This window comes from Bradyrhizobium sp. Ghvi (assembly GCF_900115265.1).
In the GTDB taxonomy this organism is placed as follows: domain Bacteria; phylum Pseudomonadota; class Alphaproteobacteria; order Rhizobiales; family Xanthobacteraceae; genus Bradyrhizobium.
Genome location: NZ_FOVU01000002.1, coordinates 636,758 through 663,451 on the forward strand (window position 1 = coordinate 636,758; position 26,694 = coordinate 663,451).

The 26,694-nt window shown below is 64.7% G+C and carries 27 protein-coding genes; 17 read left to right on the forward strand and 10 right to left on the reverse strand.

The features are described from left to right. Positions 1–221: 221 nt before the first annotated feature. Complete coding sequence (locus BM374_RS09820) at positions 222–1,871, forward strand: acyl-CoA synthetase (protein ID WP_092291338.1); 1,650 nt, start codon at positions 222–224, stop codon at positions 1,869–1,871. Between the two features lie 560 nt (positions 1,872–2,431). Here BM374_RS09820 and guaA read toward each other — a convergent pair. Then, on the reverse strand, positions 2,432–4,030 hold the full coding sequence (gene guaA / locus BM374_RS09825) for a glutamine-hydrolyzing GMP synthase (protein ID WP_092291918.1): 1,599 nt from the start codon (positions 4,028–4,030) through the stop codon (positions 2,432–2,434). A gap of 152 nt (positions 4,031–4,182) precedes the next feature. Here guaA and BM374_RS09830 point away from each other — a divergent pair, with 152 nt between their 5' ends. The 3 genes from BM374_RS09830 to BM374_RS09840 all read left to right on the forward strand — a co-directional run bounded on the left by BM374_RS09830 (position 4,183) and on the right by BM374_RS09840 (position 5,583). Next, positions 4,183–4,554: a nuclear transport factor 2 family protein gene (locus BM374_RS09830; RefSeq protein ID WP_092291920.1), complete on the forward strand. Its 372-nt coding sequence runs from the start codon at positions 4,183–4,185 to the stop codon at positions 4,552–4,554. Positions 4,555–4,776: 222 nt separating this feature from the next. Then, the gene (locus BM374_RS09835) at positions 4,777–5,109 is read left to right on the forward strand and encodes a DHCW motif cupin fold protein (RefSeq protein WP_092291340.1); all 333 of its coding nucleotides are present in this window, start codon (positions 4,777–4,779) and stop codon (positions 5,107–5,109) included. 264 nt (positions 5,110–5,373) lie between these two features. Continuing rightward, entirely contained in the window at positions 5,374–5,583 is a 210-nt protein-coding gene (locus BM374_RS09840; protein WP_027532363.1) for a cold-shock protein, read from the forward strand. A 151-nt stretch (positions 5,584–5,734) separates the two neighbouring features. Here BM374_RS09840 and BM374_RS09845 read toward each other — a convergent pair whose 3' ends face one another. Both BM374_RS09845 and BM374_RS09850 read right to left on the reverse strand, forming a co-directional pair. Continuing rightward, positions 5,735–7,036: an RsmB/NOP family class I SAM-dependent RNA methyltransferase gene (locus BM374_RS09845; RefSeq protein WP_092291342.1), complete on the reverse strand. Its 1,302-nt coding sequence runs from the start codon at positions 7,034–7,036 to the stop codon at positions 5,735–5,737. 35 nt (positions 7,037–7,071) lie between these two features. Beyond that, on the reverse strand, positions 7,072–7,494 hold the full coding sequence (locus tag BM374_RS09850; protein WP_092291922.1) for an MAPEG family protein: 423 nt from the start codon (positions 7,492–7,494) through the stop codon (positions 7,072–7,074). Between the two features lie 164 nt (positions 7,495–7,658). Between BM374_RS09850 and BM374_RS09855 the strand changes: the two genes are divergently transcribed. From BM374_RS09855 to BM374_RS09900, 10 genes are all read left to right on the forward strand, one after another. Beyond that, a complete protein-coding gene (locus BM374_RS09855) occupies positions 7,659–8,273 on the forward strand; it encodes an acriflavin resistance protein (protein ID WP_092291344.1) in 615 nt (204 codons plus the stop codon). 68 nt (positions 8,274–8,341) lie between these two features. Then, a complete protein-coding gene (locus BM374_RS09860) occupies positions 8,342–9,184 on the forward strand; it encodes a metallophosphoesterase family protein (protein WP_092291346.1) in 843 nt (280 codons plus the stop codon). Positions 9,185–9,311: 127 nt separating this feature from the next. Then, positions 9,312–10,607, forward strand: a complete 1,296-nt coding sequence (locus BM374_RS09865) for an amino acid deaminase (RefSeq protein ID WP_092291348.1) — start codon at positions 9,312–9,314, stop codon at positions 10,605–10,607. A 14-nt stretch (positions 10,608–10,621) separates the two neighbouring features. Then, complete coding sequence (locus BM374_RS09870) at positions 10,622–11,281, forward strand: amino acid ABC transporter permease (protein ID WP_092291350.1); 660 nt, start codon at positions 10,622–10,624, stop codon at positions 11,279–11,281. An 11-nt stretch (positions 11,282–11,292) separates the two neighbouring features. Further along, entirely contained in the window at positions 11,293–11,943 is a 651-nt protein-coding gene (locus BM374_RS09875; protein WP_092291352.1) for an amino acid ABC transporter permease, read from the forward strand. After that, complete coding sequence (locus BM374_RS09880; protein ID WP_092291354.1) at positions 11,930–12,658, forward strand: amino acid ABC transporter ATP-binding protein; 729 nt, start codon at positions 11,930–11,932, stop codon at positions 12,656–12,658. Before BM374_RS09875 ends, BM374_RS09880 begins: the two co-directional genes overlap by 14 nt. Before the next feature lie 31 nt (positions 12,659–12,689). Next, entirely contained in the window at positions 12,690–13,487 is a 798-nt protein-coding gene (locus BM374_RS09885) for a transporter substrate-binding domain-containing protein (RefSeq protein WP_092291356.1), read from the forward strand. 57 nt (positions 13,488–13,544) lie between these two features. After that, on the forward strand, positions 13,545–13,889 hold the full coding sequence (locus tag BM374_RS09890; RefSeq protein WP_092291358.1) for a RidA family protein: 345 nt from the start codon (positions 13,545–13,547) through the stop codon (positions 13,887–13,889). A gap of 61 nt (positions 13,890–13,950) precedes the next feature. Next, on the forward strand, positions 13,951–14,976 hold the full coding sequence (locus BM374_RS09895; RefSeq protein ID WP_092291360.1) for a succinylglutamate desuccinylase/aspartoacylase family protein: 1,026 nt from the start codon (positions 13,951–13,953) through the stop codon (positions 14,974–14,976). Positions 14,977–15,015: 39 nt separating this feature from the next. Then, entirely contained in the window at positions 15,016–16,080 is a 1,065-nt protein-coding gene (locus tag BM374_RS09900) for a LacI family DNA-binding transcriptional regulator (protein ID WP_092291362.1), read from the forward strand. A gap of 9 nt (positions 16,081–16,089) precedes the next feature. On the opposite strand, the gene BM374_RS09905 is transcribed toward BM374_RS09900, so the two are convergent. After that, positions 16,090–16,389, reverse strand: a complete 300-nt coding sequence (locus BM374_RS09905; protein WP_092291364.1) for a hypothetical protein — start codon at positions 16,387–16,389, stop codon at positions 16,090–16,092. Positions 16,390–16,581: 192 nt separating this feature from the next. After that, positions 16,582–17,604 (reverse strand): NADPH-dependent curcumin/dihydrocurcumin reductase, encoded by a 1,023-nt coding sequence (gene curA / locus BM374_RS09910; protein ID WP_092291924.1) that lies wholly within the window; start codon positions 17,602–17,604, stop codon positions 16,582–16,584. Between the two features lie 136 nt (positions 17,605–17,740). Between curA and BM374_RS09915 the strand changes: the two genes are divergently transcribed. Then, positions 17,741–19,870, forward strand: a complete 2,130-nt coding sequence (locus BM374_RS09915) for a methyl-accepting chemotaxis protein (RefSeq protein WP_092291366.1) — start codon at positions 17,741–17,743, stop codon at positions 19,868–19,870. Positions 19,871–19,882: 12 nt separating this feature from the next. On the opposite strand, the gene guaB is transcribed toward BM374_RS09915, so the two are convergent. Then, a complete protein-coding gene (gene guaB / locus BM374_RS09920) occupies positions 19,883–21,376 on the reverse strand; it encodes an IMP dehydrogenase (RefSeq protein ID WP_092291368.1) in 1,494 nt (497 codons plus the stop codon). Between the two features lie 391 nt (positions 21,377–21,767). On the opposite strand from guaB, the gene BM374_RS09925 reads away from it, so the two are divergent. Continuing rightward, positions 21,768–23,258, forward strand: a complete 1,491-nt coding sequence (locus BM374_RS09925; RefSeq protein ID WP_092291370.1) for an MFS transporter — start codon at positions 21,768–21,770, stop codon at positions 23,256–23,258. Positions 23,259–23,262: 4 nt separating this feature from the next. On the opposite strand, the gene BM374_RS09930 is transcribed toward BM374_RS09925, so the two are convergent. Continuing rightward, positions 23,263–23,940, reverse strand: a complete 678-nt coding sequence (locus BM374_RS09930) for a response regulator transcription factor (protein WP_092291372.1) — start codon at positions 23,938–23,940, stop codon at positions 23,263–23,265. Further along, on the reverse strand, positions 23,915–24,415 hold the full coding sequence (locus BM374_RS38505; protein ID WP_177248196.1) for an Hpt domain-containing protein: 501 nt from the start codon (positions 24,413–24,415) through the stop codon (positions 23,915–23,917). Before BM374_RS38505 ends, BM374_RS09930 begins: the two co-directional genes overlap by 26 nt. Here BM374_RS38505 and BM374_RS38510 point away from each other — a divergent pair. Beyond that, entirely contained in the window at positions 24,414–24,773 is a 360-nt protein-coding gene (locus BM374_RS38510) for an autotransporter outer membrane beta-barrel domain-containing protein (RefSeq protein ID WP_177248197.1), read from the forward strand. The genes BM374_RS38505 and BM374_RS38510 overlap by 2 nt on opposite strands. 20 nt (positions 24,774–24,793) lie before the next feature. Here BM374_RS38510 and BM374_RS09945 read toward each other — a convergent pair whose 3' ends face one another. Further along, positions 24,794–25,486 (reverse strand): RlmE family RNA methyltransferase, encoded by a 693-nt coding sequence (locus BM374_RS09945; protein WP_092291378.1) that lies wholly within the window; start codon positions 25,484–25,486, stop codon positions 24,794–24,796. A 1-nt stretch (position 25,487) separates the two neighbouring features. After that, positions 25,488–26,561, reverse strand: coding sequence for a Ppx/GppA phosphatase family protein (locus BM374_RS09950; protein ID WP_092291926.1), 1,074 nt, complete (start codon positions 26,559–26,561; stop codon positions 25,488–25,490). Between the last annotated feature and the right edge of the window lie 133 nt (positions 26,562–26,694).

A 26,694-nucleotide genomic window follows, 5' to 3' on the forward strand; every position in this document is an offset into this window, starting at 1 on the left:
ACGTCAGCACCACAGCTGGATGCGACCATGTTCGCCTTCCGGATCGAACGACAGCGTGCCGCTCGCAACAGACCGTTCGCGAAGCTTCCGCTGCGCGTGGTTCTTCGACAATACGTCAGTTGACCGATTCTTCAGGTTCGGGCGTGCTGCTATCAGATGGATTAGCAACTTGCGATCGGGCGCTGCGTAGCCGCCGGATCCCTCTGAGAGGTCGTGAAGCCGTGAGTGAAGGGCAAAATCCGTATGGTGTGGGCCTGGACAAGTGTCCGGCCAATTTCCTGCCTTTGACGCCGCTGAGCTTTCTATCGCGCACGGCAGCGGTCTACCCGGATCTCACCAGCACTATCTACGAGGATCGTAGCTTCACATGGGCGCAAACCTATGACCGCTGCAAGCGGTTTGCGTCGTATCTCTCGCGCCGTGGCATCGGTGCAAGTGATACGGTGGCAGCCATGCTCCCGAATGTACCTGCGATGAACGAACTTCACTTCTCGGTACCGATGGTCGGTGCGGTCCTGAACAGTCTGAACGTGCGGCTCGATGCGCCCTCGATCGCGTTCCAGCTCGACCATGGGGGCGCCAAGACCATTCTCGTCGATCCGGAGTTTGCCGGCGTCATCACTGATGCGCTCAATCAGATGAAGGGACCAAAGCCCTTCGTGATCGACGTCGATGACGTCTACTTCAAGGGGGGCAAGCGCATCGGCGAGATCGAGTATGAGGCGGCGGTCGGGCTGGGCGATCCCGGCTTCACATCTGTCGCTCTCAACGACGAATGGGACGCGATCGCACTGAGCTACACCTCGGGCACGACAGGCAATCCCAAGGGCGTCGTCACCCATCATCGCGGTGCGTATCTGAACGCCGTCAGCAATATCCTTGCGGGCAATCTCGGCCAGCACCCGGTCTATCTCTGGGCGCTGCCCATGTTCCACTGCAACGGCTGGTGCTTTCCCTGGACCATTGCTGCGTCTGCCGGCATCAATGTCTGCCTGCGCAAGGTCGAGCCGACGAAGATCTTTGCGCTCATCAAACAGCACGGCGTCACCCACATGTGCGGAGCGCCGATCGTCTACAACACGCTGATCAACGCGCCCGACGCGCCGAAAGGCAATGCCGCGCGCCGCGTCGTCGGCCTGATCGCGGGCGCAGCGCCGCCGGTCGCCCTGCTCGAAGGCGCCGAAAGCATCGGCATCAAACTCATCCATGTCTACGGCCTGACGGAAGTCTACGGCCCCGCCTCCGTCTGCGCCGAGCAGCCCGGCTGGGACGATCTTCCCGCAGCCGACCGCGCGCGCATGAAGCGACGCCAGGGCGTGCCCTACCCGCTCCAGGAAGCCGTCACCGTACTCGATCCGCAGACCATGCAAGAAGTGCCGCGCGACGGCGAGACCGTCGGCGAGATCATGTTCCGCGGCAACATCGTGATGAAAGGTTATCTGAAGAACGAGAAGGCCACCAAGGAAGCTTTTGAAGGCGGCTGGTTTCACACCGGCGATCTCGGCGTGCTCGACGAGCACGGCTACGTCATCATCAAGGACCGCTCCAAGGACATCATCATCTCAGGCGGCGAGAACATTTCCTCGGTCGAGGTCGAGGACATCCTCTACAAGCACCCGGCCGTGCTGTTCGCGGCCGTGGTCGCAAAGCCCGATCCGAAATGGGGCGAAGTGCCCTGCGCGTTCGTCGAGCTGAAGGACGGCGCGAGTGCGAGCGAGGCCGACATCATCGCTTTCTGCCGTTCGCACATGAGCGGCTTCAAGACGCCGAAGGCCGTCGTATTCGGACCGATCCCGAAGACGTCGACCGGGAAGATCCAGAAATTCCAGCTGCGCAACCAGGTCGGCTCAGCGATGGCTATCTCCACCTAGCTCTGCGTCACTCGGACCTCAATTGTCTGAGACGGTGCCGCTCCTGCCTTCCGCACGCCGCCAGCGGGCTCAATCATAGCAAATGGCGGCAGGTGCCCTGTTTGGGCGCTCCTTCCCTCCACTACCCGGAGCTCTAACGAGCTCCGGTTTTTTTTGCGGCAAGGGACTTCATCATTCGGGCGGCTTTACACAAGCGACGGAGTTGGCATTCGACGATGCCTTGCAAATTCTTTACCATCATCCGGGAAACGTCCGGTTTACCTAGGACGCGGCCAATTTCTAGGTCTGCTCTGACCAGTGCAATTCACGCGGAAGACCCCCCAACCGGTACTTCCATAGTCTCGGACCACGAACTCAGCGTTTGAAAAATCAACTCCGGTGGTGTCTTGCGCTACTGCCGCGCCTTTCAACATATGGGACTGCGCCGTCGCGCATGAACAACACAAATGTCATCGGAGCGCGAAAGCCATCAATATCGGCCCATACATCTCCGATAACCTTTTTGCTGTTGTCTGGCGACAACGCTTTAGCGTCCTAGGAACAGTTTGGACTGGTCCGAATTATTCCCACTCAATTGTCCCAGGCGGCTTGCTGGTCACGTCGTACACCACCCGGTTCACGCCCTTCACCTCGTTGATGATGCGCGTCGCGGTCTCGCCTAGAAATTTCATGTCGAATTGGTAGAAGTCCGCGGTCATGCCGTCCGTCGAAGTGACGGCACGCAAGCCCACGACGTAGTCGTAGGTGCGGCCGTCGCCCATGACGCCCACTGTCTTGACGGGGAGCAGCACCGCAAAGGCCTGCCAGATCTCGTCGTAGAGTCCGTGCTTGCGAATCTGGTCGATGTAGACGGCATCCGCTTTGCGCAGGATGTCGAGCTTGTCGCGCGTGATGTCGCCGGGGCAGCGGATGGCAAGGCCCGGGCCGGGGAACGGGTGACGGCCGACGAAGATTTCGGGGAGGCCGAGCTCGCGCCCGAGCTTTCGGACCTCGTCCTTGAACAGCTCGCGCAGGGGCTCGACGAGCTTCATGTTCATGCGCTCGGGCAGGCCTCCGACATTGTGGTGCGACTTGATGGTCACCGAGGGGCCGCCGGTGAACGAGACGCTCTCGATCACGTCGGGGTAAAGAGTGCCTTGCGCCAGGAAGTCGGCGCCGCCGATCTTCTTGGCCTCAGCCTCGAACACCTCGATGAAGAGGCGGCCGATGGTCTTGCGCTTCACTTCGGGGTCAGTGACGCCTTCGAGCTCGCCCAGGAACTGTTTGGAGGCATCCACGTGCACGAGCGGGATGTTGTAGTGATGGCGGAACAGGTCGACCACGGTCTTGGCTTCGTCGAGGCGCAAGAGGCCGTGATCGACGAAGACGCAGGTGAGCTGGTCGCCGATGGCCTCATGGATCAACACGGCCGCGACGGCGGAATCGACGCCGCCGGAGAGGCCGCAGATCACTTTGCCCTTGCCGACCTGCAGGCGGATCTTTGCGATCTCCTCCTCGCGGAAGGCGCGCATGGTCCAGTCGCCGGTGAGTCCGGCGATCTTGCGGACGAAATTGCGGATCAGCTTGGCGCCGTCGGGCGTGTGCACCACTTCGGGGTGGAACATCAGGCCGTAATATTTGCGCGTCTCGTCCTGGATGATCGCGAAGGGCGCGTTCGGCGACGTGCCGGCGACGGAAAAGCCCGGCGGCATCCTGGTGATGCGGTCGCCATGGCTCATCCAGACCTGGTTCTTGCTGCCTGCTGACCAGACATCCTCGAACAGCTGGCTCTGCGCCTTCACCTCGACATCGGCGCGGCCGAATTCGCGGTGATGGCCGCCCTCGACGGTGCCGCCGAGTTGCGCCGCCATGGTCATTTGGCCGTAGCAGATGCCCATCACGGGCACGCCGGAATCGAAGATCGCTTGCGGGGCGCGGGGCGAGCCGGCCTCATGAACCGATTCAGGGCCGCCGGAGAGGATCACCGCTTTCGGCTTCATCTCGTTGAAGGCGGCTTCGGCCTTGTTGAACGGGACGATCTCGCAATACACGCCGTCCTCGCGCACGCGACGCGCGATCAGCTGCGTCACCTGGCTGCCGAAGTCGACGATGAGAATCTTGTCGTGCGCCGAGGCCACCGAAGGCGTCGACGCGGAGCGGTCGTTCTGTGCTGCTGTCATGGCAAGCCAATACGCGATGAGCCCTCTGCCCGCAACCGCGGCCATATGTGCTCCCACATCCTTCTTTGGGCATGGACAAAGTCATATAGGTAAGTATTATTGACCTAAAATTTGCCCATCATTCGAACCAGAGGGCTATGAGGGAGAACGCCATGTCCAGATTTCATCAGCCATCACAGTTTGCCGCGCTCGGCCGGACCTGGGTCGAGGCCTGGAACACGCGCGACCTCGAGCGCGTGCTGATGCTCTATGACGATGCCGTCGTGATGACCTCGGACCGCATCCCCACGATGGGGTTCGATGCCAGCGGCACCGTGCAGGGCAAGCAGGCGTTGCGCGCGTATTGGGGCAAGGCGCTCGCCCTGCTGCCGGAGCTGCACTTCTCGCTGATCGATGTGTTCGTCAGCCCTGACAGCGTCGTGGTGTTTTACGAGAACGAGCGGGGCAAGAAGATCTGCGAATATCTGCGGGTGAATGATGCGGGGCTGATCGTGCAGGGTTCCGCGAACCATCTGCCGCATTGAAGCTCTCGCCCCACCACTACAGTCCTTCCCCGCGACCCGGCTACGCCAAGGCTTCGCCGAGGTTGAGATCTGGGCACGCCGAAGCCTTAGCGAAGGCGGCAAGCGGGGAATCCAGTACGCCGCGGCTTCTCAGTGAATAACGTCGGCATCGGAGTACTGAGGGAGACTGTGGCGCGGACGTGCGCTAACACAGGCTGCCGGCTCTGAAATAGGATCCACCGCATGAAACTCCCCACCTCGCCTTTCACCGTCACCGACTGGAGCAAGGTCGAAGCAACCAGGCATCCCGGCGAGACCGGGCACGCACTGTGGCGCACGCTGAACATCGGCGATCTCCGCGTGCGGATGGTCGAATATTCGCCGGGTTATCTCGCCGATCACTGGTGCGATCGTGGTCACGTGCTTTACGTGCTCGCAGGCGAGCTCGACAGCGAATTGCGCGACGGACGCAAGTTCAAGCTGACGCCGGGCATGAGCTATCAGGTCTCGGACTTCGGCGACGCCGCGCATCGCTCCTCGACGGCGGTGGGGGCAACGCTCTTCATCGTGGACTGATGGAACTATCCTTCAGCGCGTTGTGTGCAGCGCAAAATAGCAAAGCTCGGATGGCTCGCCGTCAGCGCGCGCCGCCTTGAAGTCGCCCCAAAAAATCGCTAGATTGTGAAGATCGATCCTTGGCCGAACGACTGGGCCGCTCCGTCTCATTTCCAATGGGCGAGCACGTTTCAGGTATTTCTCCAAAATCGACCAATCGGGACGTGGGCGCGAACAATGCGCATTTGTCCCCCTGAGTGCATCGTCAATTGAAAGGAAATGACTATGGCAATGGGCACCGTGAAGTGGTTCAACAACCAAAAGGGCTTTGGCTTCATCCAGCCGGATGACGGCGCAAAGGACGTCTTCGTTCACATCAGCGCTGTTGAGCGCGCCGGTCTGAGCACCCTCAACGAGGGCCAGAAGGTCTCCTTCGACATCGTTGCGGACCGCCGCAGCGGCAAGTCCTCGGCCGACAACCTCCGCGCCGGCTAGTTGACCGCGAGATTCGCGATCTGACCACGGACGTACCGGCAGATCGTTGAGTTCGAAAGACCCCGCGACCGGGAGCCGGTTCGCGGGGTTTTTGTTTGCGCTGTCATTCCGAGGCTCGCGAAGCGAGAGCCCGGAATGCGGCGGAGCGAGATCAGCCGCCTTTCTTTAGAACCGACACGAAGAACCCATCCGTCCCCGTGCGGCGCGGGGTCATCAGCCAGCCCTCCGGCGATCGCAAAGCAGCTTCTGCAAACTGCTCGGCCTTGTCCCAGAGCACGCTGGCGGTCTGCTCCGGCGGAAGGACCGAAAACTCCGGATGCTTCGCAATGAAGGCCCTCACCTGCTCGTTGTTCTCCTCTGATAGCACCGAGCAGGTGACGTAGGCGATGCGGCCGCCGGCCTTCACCAGCGGAACGGCGCGCTCCAGCACCTCGGCCTGATCCTTCAGGCGGATCTCCAGCGCACCCGGCCGCATGCGCCATTTGGCATCGGGGTTGCGGCGCCAGGTGCCGGTTCCCGTGCAAGGCGCGTCGATCACGACGAGGTCGGCAGTCGCACTGATGTCGGCAAGCGGATCGGCTTCGCCCTTGGGCGTGCGGACCTCGGCATTGTGGACGCCGGCACGCGACAGGCGTTCGTGGATCGGCGCCAGCTGGCGCTTGTCGCGATCCGTGGCAATGAGCCGGCCCTTGGCCTGCATCAGCGCGGCGAGCGCCAGGGTCTTGCCACCGGCTCCGGCGCAGAGATCGATCACCTGCTCGCCCGGTTTGGCCGCGGTGAAGAGCGCCGCAAGCTGCGATCCTTCATCCTGCACTTCAATGCCGCCCTTGATGAAATCCTCTTCCGCCTGAATGCCGGGATTGCGCGCATCGGCAGAAAGCTCAATGCGCAGGCCGTTTGGCGACCATGGCGTCGCTTTCGCATGAAGATGAGCAAGCGCCTTCAGCACCTTGTCACGATTGGATTTTAGCGTGTTGACGCGCAGGTCGAGCGGCGCCCGGCTTGCCATTGCCATCGCCTCGGCAACGCGGTCATCGCCGAACACCTTGGCGAGATGCGAGTCGAGCCATTCCGGATAGTCGCCAGCGATCGCAGCAGGCGCGTCCTTCAGCGAGCGATGGCTGAGCGCTGCCTGCTCGGCCTCCGTCAAAGGCACCGGTGCGAAGCGGCTACCATCGAACAAGGCGTCCATGGTCGCGGTATCCATGTTGCGCTCGAGGCGGAGCATGCCGATCAGGCGCGCCCGGGCGGTATCGGAATCCATCAAATAGGCGCTGGAGGAAAAGCGGCGCAGCACGTCCCAGACGAGGCCTGCAATGGCGGCGCGGTCGCCGGAGCCGGCAAAGCGGTGCGCGGTGCCCCACTCCTTCAGCGCCTTCGCCGCGGGCACGCGGTCGCGTTCGATGGTGTCGATCAGTTCGATGGCTGCGGACAGCCGGGCAGCGGGAGTCATTTGAATCTTTCAGATCAGGATTGGCGAGTAAGCGCCTAGATCAGCAGCAGGATTTTCAGTGCGAAGTAGATCCACATCGCGAGCAGCACCAGGACGCCGGCGAGCCAGATCGAGGAGCGCTGGCCGAGATCGTTCGAGGTGATGAAGACGCCGGCATGGGCAAAGCGCGTCACCACGAACACCCAGGACATCAGCACGATGAAGAGATCGGCGTGGCGCAAGGGCAGTGCCAGTGCGATCAGCGCATAGAACAGCACCGGCAGCTCGAACTGGTTGCGGTAGCAATTAGCGGTTTGCGTGGCGCCCTTGGGCCAATTGGGCTCGCCGAGCGCAATGTCGCGGATCTTGGTCTCGCCCGAGACCAGCGCTTTGCGGCGGGCGAACACCATGCCGATCAGGAGGGCGAAGGTGAGCCCGATCTGCACGAAGACAGGCAGCAAAACCATTTGAATTGACATCGGAACTTTCCCGTGAGGCGGCATGCCGCGGACCGTCAATAGCCGCGACTTCTCGCGCTGACAATCGACGAGTTGAACCGGCGTTCCCGTTTCGGCGACCAACTGCCGATACTTGAAGCGATTTTGGCCCCTTAGGCCGGCGGCGGTGCCGCGCAGAGCGCAACATGAATCCCCTCTCCAGCCTTTGGAGCGAAGCCGCCGACGGCCAGCTCGGCATCTGGATGTCGGCGCTGTCGGGCACCGCCGCGGCCCTCGCCGTCGCGCTGGCGATGACCGTCTATTTCCGCCTGTCGTACCGGACCTGGCGGGACGTCGTCAGACACGGCCTCGCAACGCTCGCTGCCGTCGCCCTGTTCGCATTCGCCGCTTACGACATGCGCCACGCCGCGCTGGCCTATCTCGGCCTCAATCCCTCCAAGCCCGCGGTCGAGTTCGAGATCCGCATGCCCCGGGAGACGCTGACTGCCGTTACCGACAGCCAGATCGAGCTGCACACCGACCGCAACCAGATGCTGGCGCTGGTCGACGGCGTGACCGACCTTGCCGATGGACGCGCGCTGCTGCGCGGCGCGGTCGCTCTCAACCACCGCACCGCCGACCGGATGCTGGTCCTGAACCTGCCCGGCAAAGGCACGTTCGAATTTCGCCTGCGCCTGTCCGCCGAGCCGCATCGCACCGAGCAGTTCGGCCCCTGGCACCTCGCCGACCGCATCACCTGGTGGTCCGCAAGCGGCGTCGCGCCGCAGGACGCTTACACGATCCGCTATCGCCTGCTTTAAACTTTGTTTCGTCGCGGATTCTGTGCGCGCGTCATCGTTCCGACGTTTCGCCGGACGATACTTTGCGCATGTCCGAGTTTCGCCTCACCCAGATTTCCGACACGCATCTCGGCCGGCGCTTTCCCGGCCTGATCGCCAACTTCCATCGCGTCAGCGAGCACATCGACGCAAACAGGCCGGATCTCGTGGTAAACACCGGTGACGTGTCCTTCGACGGGCCCACCAGCCGCGACGATGTCGAATTCGCGAAAAGCCTGCACGCCGCCTTACCCGTCGACTGCCGCTACATCCCCGGCAACCACGACATCGGCGACAATCCGACCGCAATCGGGCCGGCGCCGAAGCCGCGGGTTACAGAAGCGCACCGCCAGCAATTCCGCGACCTCGTCGGCGAAGACCATTGGTCGTTCGAAGCTGCCGGCTGGCGCTTCATCGGCCTCAACTCGCTGGTGATGAATTCTGGCCTCGCCTTCGAGGCCGAGCAATTCGACTGGCTCGCCGCCGAGATCGCGCGCGCGAACGGCAAGCCGGTCGCGCTGTTCATCCACAAGCCGCTGTTTCTGAACCGGCCAGACGATCCAGAACTGCCGGAGACCTCGATCCGCTACGTGCCGCAGCCGGCACGTACGCGCCTGATCGAGATGTTCGGCAATGTCGATCTCCGGCTCATTGCGAGCGGCCACGTGCACCAGCGCCGCGACTTCTCGTTCCGCCATATGCGCCACGTCTGGGCGCCGTCGGCCGGCTTCAAGATCAATGACGCGCGGCAGGACCGGATCGCGCTCAAGGAGACTGGCCTCGTCGAATATCGCTTCTCTCGCGACAGTCTTGAGGTCCGCCACGTCCGGGCTGCGGGCCAGCTCGATATCGATATCGAAGAGGTCCTCGCCCAGCTGGCCGGCGAGTGCTAGGATAACCCTATGTTATTACCTCTATTGCACTAAATTTCCTTGATTGTGGTGATTTTAGCCTAATGACAACGTTGTCATTAGCATTTATCGTTCTTCCGGCGGTCGAGAACCGCGCGAGGGAGCAACGATGCAGTTCTTGTCCTGGTGGGATGGCCAACGCCTTTCGATGACGACCCGGGGCATTCCCGTGGTCGGGGGCCTCGCCGCCGAGGACATCGGCGGCCAAGGCTGGGCGCCGGCGCGCGGCGATCTCGCGCTTCCCGTCCTCACCTTTCATGAAGCCGCCTTCAGGGCCAATCGCGAGTTCTTCCTGCGCTGGTGCAAGAGCGCAGGCGTTGCTGTTGCGCCCCACGCCAAGACGCCGATGTCGCCAGAACTCGCGCGCGCGCTGCGCGAGGCCGGCGCCTGGGGCACGACAGTCGCCAACATCCAGCAGGCCGCGGTGCTGCTGACCCATGGCGAGCGGCGTCTGCTGCTGGCCAACGAGATCGGCGGGCTGGCGGCTGGCAGACGGCTCGGCGCGCTGCTGAGCGCCTATCCCGATGTCGCGCTTCATGCCTTTGCGGATTCTCCGGCGGCAGTCGCAGCCTTGGCCGAAGCGGCGCGCGTTGCCAACCGGCGCGAGCTGCCCGTGCTGGTCGAGCTCGGCGTCGGCCGGGCCGGCGCACGCGATCGGGCCGCCATTGAAGCCACGATGGACGCGGTGCTCGCCGCCGATCGCCTCGTGCTCGGTGGCGTCGCGACTTACGAGGGAGCCGCGACAACCCCCGATGCCGACGGGACCTTGCGCGCGATCGCGGCGCTGATGGAGCGCACGATCGAGACCTTTGCCATGGTCCGCGCTGCCGCCCCCCGCCTGCCGCTGATCCTCAGCGCCGGCGGCTCCGCTTATTTCGATGTCGTGGCCCGCGCGCTCGCGCCGATCGCGCAGGCCGACGGCAATGCGAGCGTCGTGCTGCGCTCGGGCGCGCTGTTCTTCGCCGATCACGGCATCTATGCCCGCGCCTTCGCCGAACTCGACCGGCGCGGCGGTCTTCTCATCGACGGCACGCATCACTCCGCGGCGGAAAGCTTTCGTCCGGCACTCACGCTCTGGGCCGAGGTGCTCTCGCGCCCCGAAGCCGGACTGGCGATCGCGGGGTTCGGCATGCGCGATGCCTCCTTCGATCAGGGGCTACCGGTGCCGCTCAGCGTCTTCCGCGACGGCGTCGAGCGGATCGGGCTCGCCGAGCGCGTATCGGTCACCCGTCTCAACGACCAGCATGCGTTCCTGCACCTTGCGCCCGATTGCCCGCTCGCGGTCGGCGACGTCATTGCCTTCGGCATCTCGCATCCCTGCACCTGTCTCGACCGCTGGCGCGTGATCTTCGGCCTCGACGCCGACGGCGTCGTGACGCGCGCCCTCCCCACCCAGTTCGGCTGAGAGCGAAGAGCACGATGAACTTCCTCCCGCTCTGGCGCTATCAGAACCAGCTCGTCGACGGGGCCATCGTCACGCTCGAGCTGACCGTGATCTCTGCGCTGGCGGGACTCCTGATCGGCGTTGCCGGAGCCCTCGCGCTAAAGGGGCGCATCGCACCGCTGCGCTGGCTGGTACGCTTCTACATCGAGCTGTTTCGCAACACGCCGTCGCTGATCCAGATCTTCATCGTCTTCTTCGTCCTTCCGACCTTCGGATTGAAGATTCCGGCGTTCGAAGCCGCTTGCGTAGCCCTGTCACTGTATTTCGGTGCCTATTCGGTCGAGATCATCCGCGCCGGCCTCGACTCCATTCCGCGAAACCAGCTCGAAGCGGGACAATGTCTCGGGCTGTCGGGCTGGCAGGTGTTCCGCCATATCGTGCTGCCGCCGGCCCTGCGCAACGCCTATCCCGCCGTGACCAGCCAGTTCGTGCTGCTGCTGCTCGGCACGTCCCTCGCCTCGCAGGTCGCCGCCGACGAGCTGTTTCATGTCGCAGGCTTCGTCGAGAGCCGCACCTATCGCAGCTTCGAGGTCTACGCCGTGATCTGCGTCGTCTATTTCGCGATGGCGATGGGCTTCAAGGCGCTGTTCGCGATCATCGCGACGGCCGCCTTCCGCTGGCCGCGCAGGCGCTGAGGCTGCAAGCGATGCGATCCTTCACCCTCATCGACTTCGTCTCGCTGTTTGCGGCGCTGCGCTGGACCATTGCGCTGGTCGTGCTCGCGATTGCCTTCGGCGCGCCGCTGGCGCTTGGCCTTGCGATGGGCCGCATCAGTCGCTTCACAGGCCTGCGCTGGGCCATGGCCGGGCTGATCCAGACCATCCAAAGCGTGCCGCTGCTCGGACTGTTGTTCTTCTTCTATTTCGGCATGCCTGTGTTCCTCGGCATCCAGGTGCCCGCGATCCTCGCGGTGACCGTCGCCTACACGCTCTACACCGCGGCCTTCCTCGGCGAGATCTGGCGCGGCGGTCTGGAGGCGGTGAAGCAGGCGCAGTGGGAGGCAGGCGCCTGCCTCGGCCTTTCCGCCTGGCAGCAGTTCCGCCACATCATCGCGCCACAGGCGCTACGGCTCTCGCTGCCGCCGACCGTGGGTTTCCTGGTGCAGCTCATCAAGGGCACCTCGCTCGCCTCGATCCTCGGTTTCGTCGAGCTTGCCCGCGCCGGACAAGTGGTGAGTGCGGCGACGTTCCAGCCGCTGCTCACCTACGCACTGGTCGCGGCGATCTATTTCGCGCTGTGCCTGCCGCTCACGCTCTGGTCCCGCTCCCTGGAGGCCCGCCTCGATGGCTCTCGTTGAAATCCGCGACGTGCACAAGACATTCGGCAAGGTCGAGGTGCTCAAGGGCGTCTCGCTCGACGTCGAGGAAGGCGAGATCGTCACCATCATCGGCCGCTCGGGCTCGGGCAAATCAACGCTGCTCCGTTGCATCAATGCGCTGGAGAGCGTCGACACCGGCGAGATCCGCGTCGAGGGCCGGCACGTCCATGCCAGGATGCCCGATCTGAAGAAATTCCGTCAGCGCGTGGGCATCGTCTTCCAGGCCTTCAACCTGTTTCCGCATTTGAAGGTCGAGCGCAACATCACGCTCGCGCCGCTCCTCACCGGGCGCATCGACAAAGCGAGGGCGCGCGCACTGGCCGAGGATGTGCTCGCTCGCGTCGGCCTCGCCGACAAGATCGACGCCTGGCCGGAGCAGCTGTCGGGTGGTCAGCAACAGCGCGTCGCCATCGCGCGCTGCCTCGCGATGGCCCCTCACCTCATGCTGTTCGACGAGGTGACCTCCGCGCTCGACCCCGAGCTCGTCGGCGAAGTGCTGAAGGTGATGGAGGCAATGGCCAAGCAAGGGATGACGATGATCCTCGTCACCCACGAAATGGGCTTTGCCCGCAACGTCGCCGACCGCATCGTTTTCATGCATCAGGGCCGCGTCTGGGAACAGGGCTCGCCGGCAAAACTGTTCGCAAACCCCGAGACTCCCGAGCTCGCAAGCTTCATCGCTTCCGCGAAATGATCAACCACCCGTCCGCCACCAGGAGACCATCATGAGACCATTGAAGTCCCTCTTAGCGATCGCAGCGACGGCGCTTGCCGTGCTCGCAGTTCCCACTCTCGCGCAGGCCGATAAGCTTCAGGACGTGCTCGGGGCGGGCAAGTTGCGCGTCGGCATCCTGACCGATGCTGCGCCCTGGGGCTTCAAGGACGGCAAGGGCGAGATCACCGGCCTTGACGTCGATCTTGCGAACCTGATCGCCGCCGACCTCGGCGTCAAGCTCGAGCTCGTCCCCGTGACGGGCGCCGCGCGAATCCCGAGCCTGCTCTCCGACAAGATCGACATGCTGATCGCCGGCCTCGGCGCCACGCCGGAGCGCGCCCAGCAGGTGATGTTCTCGCAGCCCTATGCCGTCGTGAATCTCGGCGTCTACGGACCCAAATCGATCCCTGCCGCGACCAGCAAGAAGCCCGACAATCTCGACGGGCGCACCGTCGCGGTGGCCAAGGGCACGACGCTCGACGTCTGGCTCACCGACAATGCGCCGAAGGTCAAACTAGTGCGTTTCGAGGACACTCCGGCCGCGCTCGCCGCATTCCTCGCAGGACAAGCCGATACCTTTGCCGAAAACAGCGCCATCGCGATCAAGGCGCAGGAGCAGAACCCGGGCAAGGAGATTGAGCTGAAATTCCTGATCCGCCAGTCGCCCGCCCATATCGGCGTGCGCCAGGGCGAGCAGAACCTGCTCAACTGGATCAACACCGACATTTTCACCAACAAGCTCAACGGCAAGCTCGGCACGCTGCAATTGAAATGGTTCAAGGAAGAGCAGACGCTGCCGACGCTGTGAGTTTCCGACCGGCTCCCGCGATCTTCGCGGGAGCCGCCTTCATCAGGAGAATTCGAGATGATCAAACGTTATGTCGTTGGCTCCCGCATGAGCCAGGCTGTCGCGGCTGGCGGCATGGTGCACATCGCAGGCCAAGTCGCAGATGATCGCAAGGCCGGCATCGTGTCGCAAACGCAGCAGGTGCTCGCCAAGATCGAGGCGCTGTTGAAAGAGGCCGGCTCCGACCGCTCCAGACTCATCGCGGTCAACGTCTTCCTGCCGCACATCACCGACTTCGAAACCATGAACTCGGTGTACGATGCCGGGATCGATCCGGCTAATCCGCCGGCGCGCGCCTGTGTCGAGGCCCGCCTCGCCGATCCCGATTTACGCGTCGAGATGACCGCGGTCGCGCTGCTCTAAGGCGCCGCTCATTCTTCAACTTTCGACCGGCGTCGGCGACGACGCGGCCTCGAGGCAAGCCATGCATACCGGACTTTTCCACGACATCAACTTCGAGACCGACCAGAAATGGTCCGGCCATCTCGGCATTCCCTTCTCGATCGATCGCTCTCCCTACTATCAGCTCAAGATCCCGATCTTCCGGATCAAGAACGGCTCGGGGCCGAAACTGTTGCTGATGGCAGGCAATCACGGCGACGAGTACGAGGGCGAGATCACGCTGACGCGGCTGTATCGCCGGCTCGATGCTGCCGCGATCAAAGGCGAGATCACCATTCTGCCCTTTGCCAACTTGCCCGCCGTGATGGCGGCGCGCCGCCGCTCGCCGCTCGACGAGGGCAATCTCAACCGCGCGTTCCCCGGCGATGCCTCGGGAACACCGACATTTCGGCTCGCGCACTTCCTCGAACATGAGCTGTTTCCGCGGCATGACGTCGTCTTCGACATCCACTCCGGCGGCACGTCGATGGCACACGTGCCCTGCGCGCTGATCGAGCGGCAAGGACCGCCGGAGATGTTCGGCCATGCACTGCGCCTGATGGAGGGCTTGGGGATGCCGTTCGCCTTCGTCGCCGAGAACGGCGCGGCCGCGCCGACCTCGATGGCCGCGGCCGCACGCGCGGGCGCGATTGGCCTGTCGGGCGAATTCGGCGGCGGCGGCACCGTTACACCGCAGACCATGGCCCTGACCGCGCGCGCGGTCGATCACCTGTTGCTCGCCCTCGGTCTGGTTCAGGCGCCGGTCCTCGGGCCTCATGCTCCGATCGAGCGCGTCACCGAACTCCTGGCACTGCAAAGTCACGCGCAGGCGGTGTTCGCGACACGCCGCGGCTGGTTCGAACCGGCGGTCAGCGTCGGCGCACGGGTGAAGGCCGGCGACGTCGCCGGCTGGTACCATGATTTCGAACGCCCGGAGCTGGCGGAAGAGGTGCTGCGCTTCCCCGCCGACGGCATCGTGATCTCACAACGCCTGCACACCGACAGCCAGAGCGGCGACTGCCTGGTCCAGGTCGGCCGCGCGCTCTCGCGCGAGGAGGTGACGCGCTGAGCTTTGGAGACCCACCGACTTCGACTAACTTGGGAATCGATGACCGATCCGGGAAAGCCAAGCTATGACGATGTGATGCGCATTCCGGCGCCGCCGGGCCGCAGCAGTGCGACCGGACGGCCGCCGCGCATCGAGGAGGTCGCCGAGCGCGCGGGTGTCTCGCCGATCACGGTGTCGCGGGTGCTGCGCCACCCCGAGAAGGTCAATCGCGAGACGCGCGAGCGCATCCTCGAAGTGATCGAGGCGACCGGCTACGCGTCCAACCCGCATGCGCGCGCGCTGCGCTCGGGCCGGTCGAACGTGGTCGTCGCCTTCGTGTCCAACATCCTTAGCCAGCAGTTTGGCCTCGCAGTCCGCAGCCTCGCCGCCACGCTGGAGCCCGAGGGCTTCGAGGTGCTGGTCGGCCAGACCTCCTACTCCTATGCGAAGGAGGTTGCGATGATCCAATCGCTACGCGGGCTTCGCCCGGCGGCCGTGATGTTCACCGGCGTGATCGAGCTCGAGGGGAATCGCGCCGCGCTGGCCGAGCTCGGCATTCCCGTGATCGAGACCTGGGCGTTTCCGCGCGATCCCATCGACATGCTGGTCGGCCTCTCCAATGTGGACGCCGGGGCGATGGCGGCACGCCGGCTGGCCGGGGCCGGACACCGCCGCGTGGCCTTCATCGGCCGCAACGGCGGCCGCGGCGCGCTCCGCCGCGAGGGGTTTCGCACGGCAGCCGCCGCGCTCGGACTGCAGATTGTCCGGGAAATCGGGGTCGGCGAGATCAAAGGGCTAGCCGATGGCCGCGCCGCATTCACCGCCCTACTCGAGGGCGGCGATCGCGTCGATGCCGTGTTCTGCGCTAACGATTTGCTTGCAACCGGCGCATTGATCGAAGCCCGCACCCGCGGTTTGTCAGTGCCACGCGATCTTGCCGTGCTCGGCTTCGGCGACAACGACGTCGCCGATCAGATCACGCCCGGTCTCACGACCATCTCGTTCGATGCCGCCGCGGTCGGCCGCATAGCGGGCGAACTGCTTCTGGCGCGACTGTCCGGCGCATCCCCTGCCGAGCAGCAGCTGGCCGTCGGTCTGTTCCTGCTCGAACGCGGCAGCGTCTAGCCGCGCCGCTCAAGCGACGCTCTTGAGGTCCTGCTGGATCGCAGCGAGTAATGATTGGAGCGCTTCGCTGGTGACCGCTGTAGGCGTCTCCTCACCGGCCGGTACAATTTTCGCGGGCTCGGCCGTCTTGCGCGGACGATTGGGAAAACGCGGCGGCGGCGTCGGCATGGCGGGGGCTGCGAACTCGCCCTCCTCCTCGTTGTGCACGAACTTGCCGTGAATGACGTCGTCGTGACGCCCCATGACATACATGGCCACCCAATAGCCGGCAGCCAGAAGGATGACGCAGAAAATACTGATCTCTAACATCGCAGCACCTAAAATATGCGCGATGATTCAATGCCTTCGCCCGGACGTCAATCAACCCTCGTTCACACTCCGCCCTTTAGGGGCGAGTGTGGCCGATCGGTGACTCTTTGTTAACCATTGACGCCCGGGACGTGGCGTCGGAGCAACTGAATGGCGCTCCAGGCCTGCCGGAGACGCAGCAGGCCTTGGAATTTAAGCCTTGTCCGGCCCGACCCGGACCAGCTGCTTGCCGAAATTGGCCCCCTTCAGCAGCCCGATGAAGGCAGCCGGGGCGCTCTCCAGGCCATCGGTGACGAACTCCTTGTACTTCACCTTGCCATCGCGGACCCAGGTCGACATGTCGCGCAGGAAGTCGCCATGGCGCGAGGCAAAGTCGGAGACGATGAAGCCGCGGAAGGTCAGCCGCTTGGTGAGGATGTTGCGCATCATCGCAGCGGCCCATTTCGGCGGCTTGGCCTCGGTGTCGTTGTAGTGGGCGATCAGGCCGCAGACCGGCACGCGCGCGAAGGGATTGAGCAGCGGGAAGACCGCTTCGAACACGGCGCCGCCGACATTCTCGAAATAGACGTCGATGCCTTTCGGGCAGGCATCCTTCAGCTTGGCCGCAAGATCTGGATCGCGGTGATCGATGCAGGCGTCGAAGCCGAGCTCCTTCACCACGTAGTCGCATTTGTCCTTGCCGCCGGCGATGCCAACCGCCCGTGCACCCTTGATCTTCGCGATCTGGCCGACGGCCGAGCCGACAGCTCCTGAGGCGCCGGCGACGACTACGGTCTCGCCGGCTTGCGGCTTGCCGATGTCGAGCAGGCCCGTATACGCGGTCATGCCGGGCATGCCCAGCACACCGATCGAGGTCGAGATCGGGCCGAGCTTGGGATCGACCTTGATGAGGCCCTTGCCGTTCGAGATCGCATGCGTCTGCCAACCGCTACGTGCACGAACGATGTCGCCGACCGCGACATCGGGATGGTTGGAGGCCGCGACCTCACACACCGCCTCGCCTTCCATCACACCGCCGACCGGCACCGGCGCGGCATAGGACGGCCCCTCGCTCATGCGCCCGCGCATATAGGGATCGAGCGACAGCCAGACCGTGCGCAGCAGGACTTCACCCGCCCCGGCCGAGGGAATCGCGAATTCCTCGAGACGAAAATCGGACGGCTTGGGCTCCCCGACGGGGCGTGCGGCGAGAACGATGCGTTTTGCTTGGGTCATGATGGTTCCTCCGGATTGGTTGTCGGCATGATTTAGGAGGAGCGGCGTCACGAAGCAAACCCTCGGTCAATTAAGGCTTTGGTCGCCTTTGCGATCTAGAATTGTAGGGGCCTCCCATGAACGAAGAGTCCATTTCGTGCCTGAGCTTGCCCTGCCGTCTGAACCTTCCTCCAAGACCGGCGCGACGGGCGGGCTCAGCCTGCGCTGGCGTGTTCTCGCCGGCAATCTGATCACGAGCCTTTTGGCTGTCGCCTTCGCCGGCGCAGTCGCCTGGGGCGGATGGGGCGACCTGCGCAAACGGGAGGCGGCCGCCCGCTCGCTGACCGCGTTTGAACTGGTGATGAAGGCTAACAGCCTCATTCCGGTCGAGCGCACCGCCTGGTACGCGGCCGCGACTCCCGCCGATCCAGCGACGCCCGAGAAGCTGTCGGCGCTCGACAAGACCATCGCCAACACGGACGCCGCCATCGGTGCGGCCAAGGCGGCCATTCGCGCGGCGGAGCTGCCGACGCGATCGGTCGAAGCGGCCGAGCAAATCTTGCAAAAGACCCGTAGCGCCGGACGCGAGGCCGCGGCCCTGCCCAAATCGCAACGCCCCGCCGATAGTCAAACGGCGATCGTGGATGGCCTTGCGCGTTCCGTCGACGCGCTTACGGCTGCGACGAGCGAAGCCTTGATCAGCCTGTCGCGCACCGGCAGCGACATCGAGAACCTGCTGCCGTCGGCGGCGCTAGCGCAGAGCGCGCAAAGCATGCGCACGATCAACGGCGCGCGTGCCGCCGTGCTCGGCCTTTTCGCCCGCAACCAGCCCCTCTCGGCAGCTCAGCGCGTCGAGGTGACTGAATTGACGGGGCAGGTCGCGCTGATCTGGACCCAGATCGAGCAGGGAGTTCACAATGCCGGCGATGCGCCTGTGCTCGTGAACGTCGCCAATCAGGTGCGCACGAAGCTGATGAGCGAAGGCGAACCGCGGTTTCAGGAACTGGTCGCTGCCGCCCGCGAGGGTCGTCCCAGCCCGATCAGCGAGGCCGAATGGCCGCGCTGGCTCGCTCCCGTCCTGAACAGCGTGCTGGGCTTGCGCGATGCCGCCCTTACCTTTGCCCACGAGGCCAACGACACGGCGATCGCGCAGGCGCAGACGCGGTTGATCTGGGCGCTTGCCGCCCTGCTGGTCGTGCTGATCGCCTCTGTCGCCGTCGTCGTCGCCGTGATGCGCCAGGTGATCGGCCCGCTGGTGCGGCTGACCGGCGCGACACTGCGGCTTGCCGACGGCGAACTCGACGTCGCAATTCCCGACGGGCATCGCAAGGACGAGATCGGCACCATGGCCAGCGCGCTGCAGATCTTCAAGGATGCGCTGGTTGCGAAAAAGCTCGCCGACGAGGATGCGGCCCGTAACGCCGAAGCGCAGATCGAGCGCGGCCGTCGCGTCAACGTCATCACGCGCGATTTCGAGACCGTGATCGGCGAGATCGTCAGCACCGTGTCGTCAGCAGCGACCGAGCTCGAAGGTTCGGCCGGTACTCTGAACACCACGGCCGATCGCTCGCAGACACTGACGACGGCCGTCGCCGCGGCGTCCGAAGAGGCATCTGCCAATGTGCAATCGGTTGCGACCGCGACCGAAGAGCTCACCTCGTCGGTCAACGAAATCAGCCGGCAGGTTCAGGAATCCGCGCGCGTGGCCGGCGATGCGGTCGAGCAGGCCCGCCGCACCAATGATCGTGTCGGGGAATTGTCAGTGGCCGCAAGCCGGATCGGCGACGTCATCGAGCTCATCAACTCGATCGCAGGCCAGACCAACCTCTTGGCGCTGAACGCGACCATCGAGGCTGCGCGCGCCGGCGATGCCGGCCGCGGCTTCGCGGTGGTTGCCTCGGAGGTGAAGGCGCTGGCGCAGCAGACCGCGAAAGCGACCGAGGAAATCCAGCAGCAGATCGGAAGCGTGCAGGCGGCGACGCAGGAATCCGTCGGCGCCATCAAGGCGATCAGCGAGACGATCGAGCGACTGTCGGAAATCTCCTCGACGATTGCCGCAGCCGTCGAGGAACAGGGCGCAGCCACGCAGGAGATCGCGCGAAACGTGCAGCAGGCCGCGCACGGCACTCAGCAGGTTTCTGCCAACATCAACGACGTCCAGCAGGGCGCCAGCGAAACCGGCTCAGCCTCGTCCCAGGTGCTGACCGCTGCCCAATTGCTGGCCTCGGATTCGAGCCGCCTCAAGCTCGAGGTCGGGAAATTTCTCGAGGCCGTGCGCGCGGCCTGAGGCCGTGAGTAGCTAACCCCCGCCCGGATAGTTCGGGCTCTCGCGCGTGATGGTCACGTCGTGGACGTGGCTTTCGCGCAGGCCCGCGCCGGTGATGCGGACGAACTGCGCCTTCTCGTGCAGCTCCTTCATGTCCTTGGCACCGACATAGCCCATCGCGGCGCGCAAGCCACCAGCGAGCTGGTGCATGACGTTGCCGACCGGCCCCTTGTAAGGCACCTGGCCCTCGATGCCCTCGGGCACGAGCTTGAGCGAATCCTTGATGTCCTGCTGGAAGTAGCGGTCGGCCGAGCCGCGCGCCATTGCGCCGACGGAGCCCATGCCGCGATAGGCCTTGTAGGAGCGGCCCTGCCACAGGAAAACTTCGCCGGGGGTTTCGTCGGTTCCCGCGAGCAGCGAGCCGACCATCGCAATGTCGGCGCCGGCGGCGAGCGCCTTGGCGAGGTCGCCGGAGAACTTGATGCCGCCGTCGGCGATCACGGGAATGTCGGACTTCTTGGCAGCCTCGACTGCATCCATGATCGCGGTGAGCTGGGGCACGCCGACGCCCGCGACGATGCGCGTGGTGCAGATCGAGCCCGGGCCGATGCCGACCTTGATGCAGTCCGCGCCCGCATCGATCAGCGCCTGCGCGCCGTCCGTGGTCGCGACGTTGCCGGCGACAACCTGTACCGAGTTGGAGAGACGCTTGATGCGGTTCACCGCATGCAGCACATGGCGGGAATGGCCGTGCGCGGTGTCGACAACGACCAGGTCGACGCCGGCATCGATCAGCCGTTCGGTGCGCTCGAAGCCCGTGTCGCCGACCGTGGTGGCGGCGGCAACGCGCAGGCGGCCTTGCGCATCCTTGCAGGCGAGCGGATGGGCGACCGCCTTCTCCATGTCCTTGACGGTGATCAAACCGACGCAGCGATACTGGTCGTCGACGACCAGCAGCTTCTCGATCCGATGTTGATGCAACATCCGCCGCGCTTCGTCCTGGCTGACATTCTCGCGCACCGTGACGAGGCCTTCATGCGTCATCAGTTCGGAGACTTTTTGCCGGCGGTCGGTGGCAAAGCGCACGTCGCGGTTGGTGAGGATGCCGACCAGCTTGCCGGGCGTATTCTTGCTGGCGCCGGTGACGACGGGAATGCCGGAGATGCCGTGATCGCTCATCAGCTTGAGTGCATCGTCGAGCGAGGCCTCGGGGCTGATGGTGAGCGGGTTCACCACCATGCCCGACTCATAGCGCTTGACCTGCCGGACCTGGGCGGCCTGGCCTTCGGGATCGAAATTGCGGTGGATGACGCCGAGGCCGCCGGCCTGCGCCATGGCGATCGCCATGCGGGCTTCGGTGACCGTATCCATGGCCGAGGCCATGATCGGAATGTTGAGCGGGATGGCGCGGGTGACGCGGGAACGGATGTCGACCTCGCCCGGCATGACGTCGGACAGGCCCGGCTTCAATAGCACGTCGTCGAACGTAAAGGCTTCGCGGATGCCCTGAAGTTGCACCGTGGCCATATGCCAACTCCTTCCTGCGGCCCTGCCGCAAATGACGATGGATGAGCGCCGCCCTCGGCGTACCTTGCGGCATCGCCTTGAGAATCGGAGCCCATCGGTGGGGTTGACGCGGGTCGATAGCACGGCCGCGTGACGAATCAAAGCAAATCGGGCCGCTGGCCAGCCATGCACAGGCTTTTTTAGGTAAATTCCGCGGGAAAAGGCTGGCGGCGGGCACCCGCCCGGTATTCCCCGGCGAAACGGGTTCGCGCCAAGCGCCGCGCCCCGGAATGACTGAAAGAGCGAGCCCATCATCTGGGTGCTATGCGTCGATCCGCAATGGTCCGACGCCAGCGGCGGTGATAAGCCGCAATCCTCGCCCTCTCCGCCCCATTTCCGTTACCAATCCCTCATGGTCGACAAGCAACGCATCATTCCGCTGATCGTGGCCACCGCTCTCTTCATGGAGAACATGGACTCGACCGTGATCGCCACCTCGCTGCCGGCGATCGCGGCCGACATCGGCACTAGCCCGCTGACGCTGAAGCTCGCGATCACCTCCTACCTCTTGTCGCTCGCGGTGTTCATCCCGGCGAGCGGCTGGACCGCGGATAGGTTCGGCGCGCGCATGGTGTTCGCGATCGCAGTCGGCGTGTTCATGATCGGATCGGTCGGCTGCGCGCTGTCGGGCTCGGTCACCGACTTCGTGTTCGCACGCATCCTGCAAGGGATGGGCGGGGCGATGATGACGCCCGTCGGCCGTCTCGTGCTGCTCCGCTCCGTCGACAAGAGCGCACTGGTCAACGCCATGGCCTGGGTGACGGTCCCTGCCCTGATCGGTCCCGTGATCGGACCGCCGCTTGGCGGCTTCATCACCACCTACGCGTCGTGGCACTGGATCTTCCTGATCAACATTCCGATCGGCCTGCTCGGCATTTTCATGGCGCTGCGCTTCATCGATCCGATCAAGAGCGAGACGCAGGAGAAGTTCGATCTCTACGGCATGGTGCTCGCAGGCCTGGGGCTTGCCGGCATCGCGTTCGGCCTTTCCGTCGCCGGCCTCAACCTCCTGCCCTGGAGCACGGTGGCGGCTCTCGTTCTCGGCGGGGCGATCTCGATGACGCTGTATGTCCTGCACGCGCGCCGCACGGGCTCGCCGGTGCTGGACTTCTCGCTGCTGAAGCTGCCGACGCTCCGCGCGGCGGTGTTCGGCGGCTTCATGTTCCGGCTCGGCATCGGCGCGCTGCCCTTCCTGCTCCCGCTCTTGATGCAGATCGGCTTCGGGCTGTCGCCGTTCCATTCCGGCCTCGTCACCTTCGCTTCCTCGCTCGGAGCGATGGGCATGAAGACGCTGGCTGCACGCCTGATCCGCACCTTCGGCTTCCGTAACCTGATGACTGTGAACGCGATCATCAGCGCGTTCTTCCTCGGCGTCTGCGCGCTGTTCACGGTGACGACACCGCTTCTGATCATCATGGTGATCCTGGTGGTCGGCGGCTTCTTCCGCTCACTCGAGTTCACCGCGATCAACACGGTCGCCTATGCCGACGTCGAGAGTCCGCAGATGAGCCGCGCCACCACGCTCGTCAGCGTCAACCAGCAGCTCGCAGTCTCCGCCGGCGTCGCGGTCGGTGCAGCTTGCGTCGAGACGACCATGTGGGTCAGCCATGTCAGCGAGATCGACGCCACGGTGTTCGCGCCCGCCTTCGTCGTGGTCGCGCTGACCTCGGCGGCATCGAGCTGGTTCTTCTGGCAGATGCCCCGCGACGCCGGCCACGAGATCTCCGGCCGCAAGGCGGTGGAGATCGCAAGCCGCAAGGGCGCGGGCAAGGGTGCGGCCAACGCCGCCGTCAAGACGGCGACTGAAGATACCCAGGACGTGCGGGACCAGCGGCTGGGGTAGACGGCTACAACTGCTGCGGCACCAGGGCATAACCGACGCCGCGCACCGTCGCGATCGGCGCGGGCGCGCCATCGAGCTGCATCTTGCGGCGCAGCCGCACGATGAGATTGTCGACCGTGTGCTCGCTGATCTCGCGAGGATCGCGGTTCGAGATGACGTCGAGCAGGAAATCACGGCTCAGCGGCTGCGTCATGTGGGACGCCAGGGCAACGAGGATGTTGAACTCCCCTGACGTCAATTTGACCATGCTTCCGTCGGGACGAAACAGCTCCCGCCGAACCGGATCGAGAATCCAGCCGTCGAAGGTGACGATCTTTTCCTTGGTCCGCCGCACGACGCTGCGGATGCGGGCCAGGAGCGTGCGCAAATTGATCGGCTTGGAGACGTAGTCGTCTCCGCCAGCATCAAGCCCGGAAAGCACGTCGGCCTCGGAATCCCGGCTGGTGACGAAGATCAGGCCACATTGCTCGCCGAGCCGCAGCTCGCGAGCCAGCGCAATGCCGTCGGCATCCGGCAGGTTGATGTCGAGCAGGACGATGTCCGGCCTCAACGTGGCCAATCTGCCGAGCAGCTCCGCGCCGGTCGCGGCGCCATGAACGGTCATGCCCTCCCCCGTCAGGAACGAGGTCAGCATCAGCCGGATATCCGGCGCATCTTCAACCACGAGCACGCTGATCGACATCGCCTTCCCCAAGCTCAACTGTGCCGGCCGCGCTTGCCGGTGCGCCGCGCCCGCCCTGCTCTCTCAACACCAGATCGATCTGCCTGCGCAGCGCATTGACGGCGTCGTCCCGATCGCGAAGCCCCGCGAGCACGGTGCGCGCGGCAATCATCGCGTCATCGGCGCTCGCTGCAAGCTCCGACATGCGCAGATTGGCTGCACTGCCCTTGATGCGGTGGGCGATGCCAACGAGCTCCTTCGGAGCCAAATCGCTTCGCGCCAGCGTGCGGTCCAGCTCCAGCAGACTGTCTGCAAACAGCTCCTGGAATTCGTCGATGCGGTCCCGCCCGAACACCTCTTCGAGCGTGAACGCGCCGTCGGCGACTTCCGGCGCGAGGAAAGCCTCGATCTTCCAGACGACCTCGTCCGACGAAAGCTTCGCTGCAATCACCAGATCGGCGCCCTCATCCAGCAGGCGAGCGCCCTCCTCAGGCATGTCGGCGCTGAGCTACGACAAGATGAACACGACCAGCATCGCCAGCGTGCTCGGTGCACGCTTCGCCTACCCGATCCTGCAGAACTGGGGCGTGCTGACGCCGACCACCCGCGCGGAATGGCGGCACGCCTTCGACGGCGGCTACGTGCAGGGCCTGAACTATGTCGATCTGGTCGGCTTGAGCTCCAACTACACAGTCTCAGGCACGTCTACAGCGCGCGACACGCTCACCGGTGGGCTCGGATTGCGGGCAGAGGTCGGCAACTCCCTCAGCCTCGATCTCGAATATCTCCTGACGAGCTCCGCGAGCGGCATCGAGAGCCAGCGGGTGCGCGGGGCGATGAAGTACGGGTTCTGAGGCTGAGACCCGCGCTCCGCCTAAGCCTCGCTCCTGGCTCCGCCGCGAAATCCCGTCGCCAGCACGTAGCGTTCCGAGGAATCCTGCCGGCTCGCTGCGGGCTTGACATGGCGCACGGTGGCGAAGTCGCGCTTGAGCTGGGCGAGCAGATCGGCATCGGCGCCGCTCTGGAACGTCTTGGCCAGGAACGTGCCGCCGGGCTTGAGCACGTCGCAAGCAAACGCCGCCGCCGTCTCCACCAGGCCGACGATGCGGAGCTGGTCGGTTTTGCGATGGCCTGTAGTGTTGGCGGCCATGTCGGACATGACCACGTCGGCGCCACCGCCGAGCATCGCGGTAAGTTTTTCCGGCGCGTCATTATCCATGAAATCGAGCTGCGCGAAATCGACGCCGGGAATCTCGGGCATCTCCAAAAGGTCGATCGCCACGACCTTGCCCTTGCCTTCCGTCGAGCCGACGCGCTTGGCAGCGATCTGGCTCCAGCCGCCGGGCGCAGCGCCGAGATCGACCACGGCCATGCCTGGCTTCAGCAGCCGGAACTTGTCGTCCATCTCCAGGAGCTTGAATGCCGCGCGCGAGCGATAGCCGGCCGCCTTGGCCTTGGCGACATAGGGATCGTTGAGCTGCCGCTCCAGCCAGAGCTTCGACGACAACTTGCGCTTGCCGCCGGTCTTGACCTGGACGTGCAGGCGGCCGGTGGTGTCTTTCGCCATCTCACCAGCTCCTGAGTGCGCCGTCCTCGCGCATCATCTCGACCAGCATGCCCTCGCGCAGGCCGCGGTCGGCGACGCGCAGCCGCGGCAGCGGGAACGCGCGCCTGATCGCATCGAGGATGGCGCAGCCGGCCAACACGAGATCGGCACGTTCGACGCTGATGCAGCTGTTGTTGGCACGCTCCTCATAGCTCATGCCGAGCAGCTTTTTGATGGTCGCGGTGATGTCGGCATCGTTCATCCAGATGCTGTCGATGCGGCGGCGGTCGTAACGCGGGAGGTTGAGATGGATGCCGGCGAGCGTGGTCACCGTGCCTGACGTGCCGAGCAGATGCATGTCGGCGAGATCGCGGCCATGCTGTTCCGCGAAGGGCGTGACATGGTGTGCTACTTCGCGCTCCATCGCGGCATAGATCTCCGGTGTCACGTCGCGGCCGCCGAACTGCTCGGCGAGCGTCACGACGCCAAACGGGATCGACATCCACGCCCTGATGCGCGGATCCGGATTTTGCGCGTCGCGCTCGATCCGCACCAGCTCGGTCGAGCCGCCGCCGATATCGAACAGGATGGCGCCGCGCCCCCTGGGATCAACCAGCGGCGAGCAGCCGAGCATGGCGAGCGAGGCTTCCGTCTCGCGGTCGATCACTTCGAGCTCGATGCCGGTCTCGGCCGCGACGCGGCTGCGGAAATCTTCCGCATTCGACGCCGCACGGCAGGCTTCGGTCGCGATCAGCCGCAGCCGCTTCGCCTTGCGCAAATTGATCTTGTCGCGACATATGCTGAGCGCGGCGATGGCGCGATCGATCGCGGCCTCGCTGATGTTCCCCGTGGCCGAGACGCCCTCACCGAGTCGGATGATGCGCGAGAAGGAATCGACCACGCGAAAGCCATCGTGGGTCGGACAGGCGATCAGCAGGCGGCAATTGTTGGTGCCGAGGTCGAGCGCCGCATAGACGCCGTTTCCCGGCGCCTGCATGGGGACGCCAGGCCCAGTGACCAACGCCACCGCCGCCATCGACCCCTCCAGCTCACCGTGCGGCCCATGGCCGTCGCGGAGCCGCGTGTGGTCATTCATACAAACTGTCTTTCCGAGGCCGCCGGGGCCGGTCAGGAATTGCTTTTTCGCCCGAAACATTAGCAGCGCGGCAGGCCTGCGCAACAACGCATCACATGGGACCATGCCCATTCGTGCGTTGTCGTGAACGGGT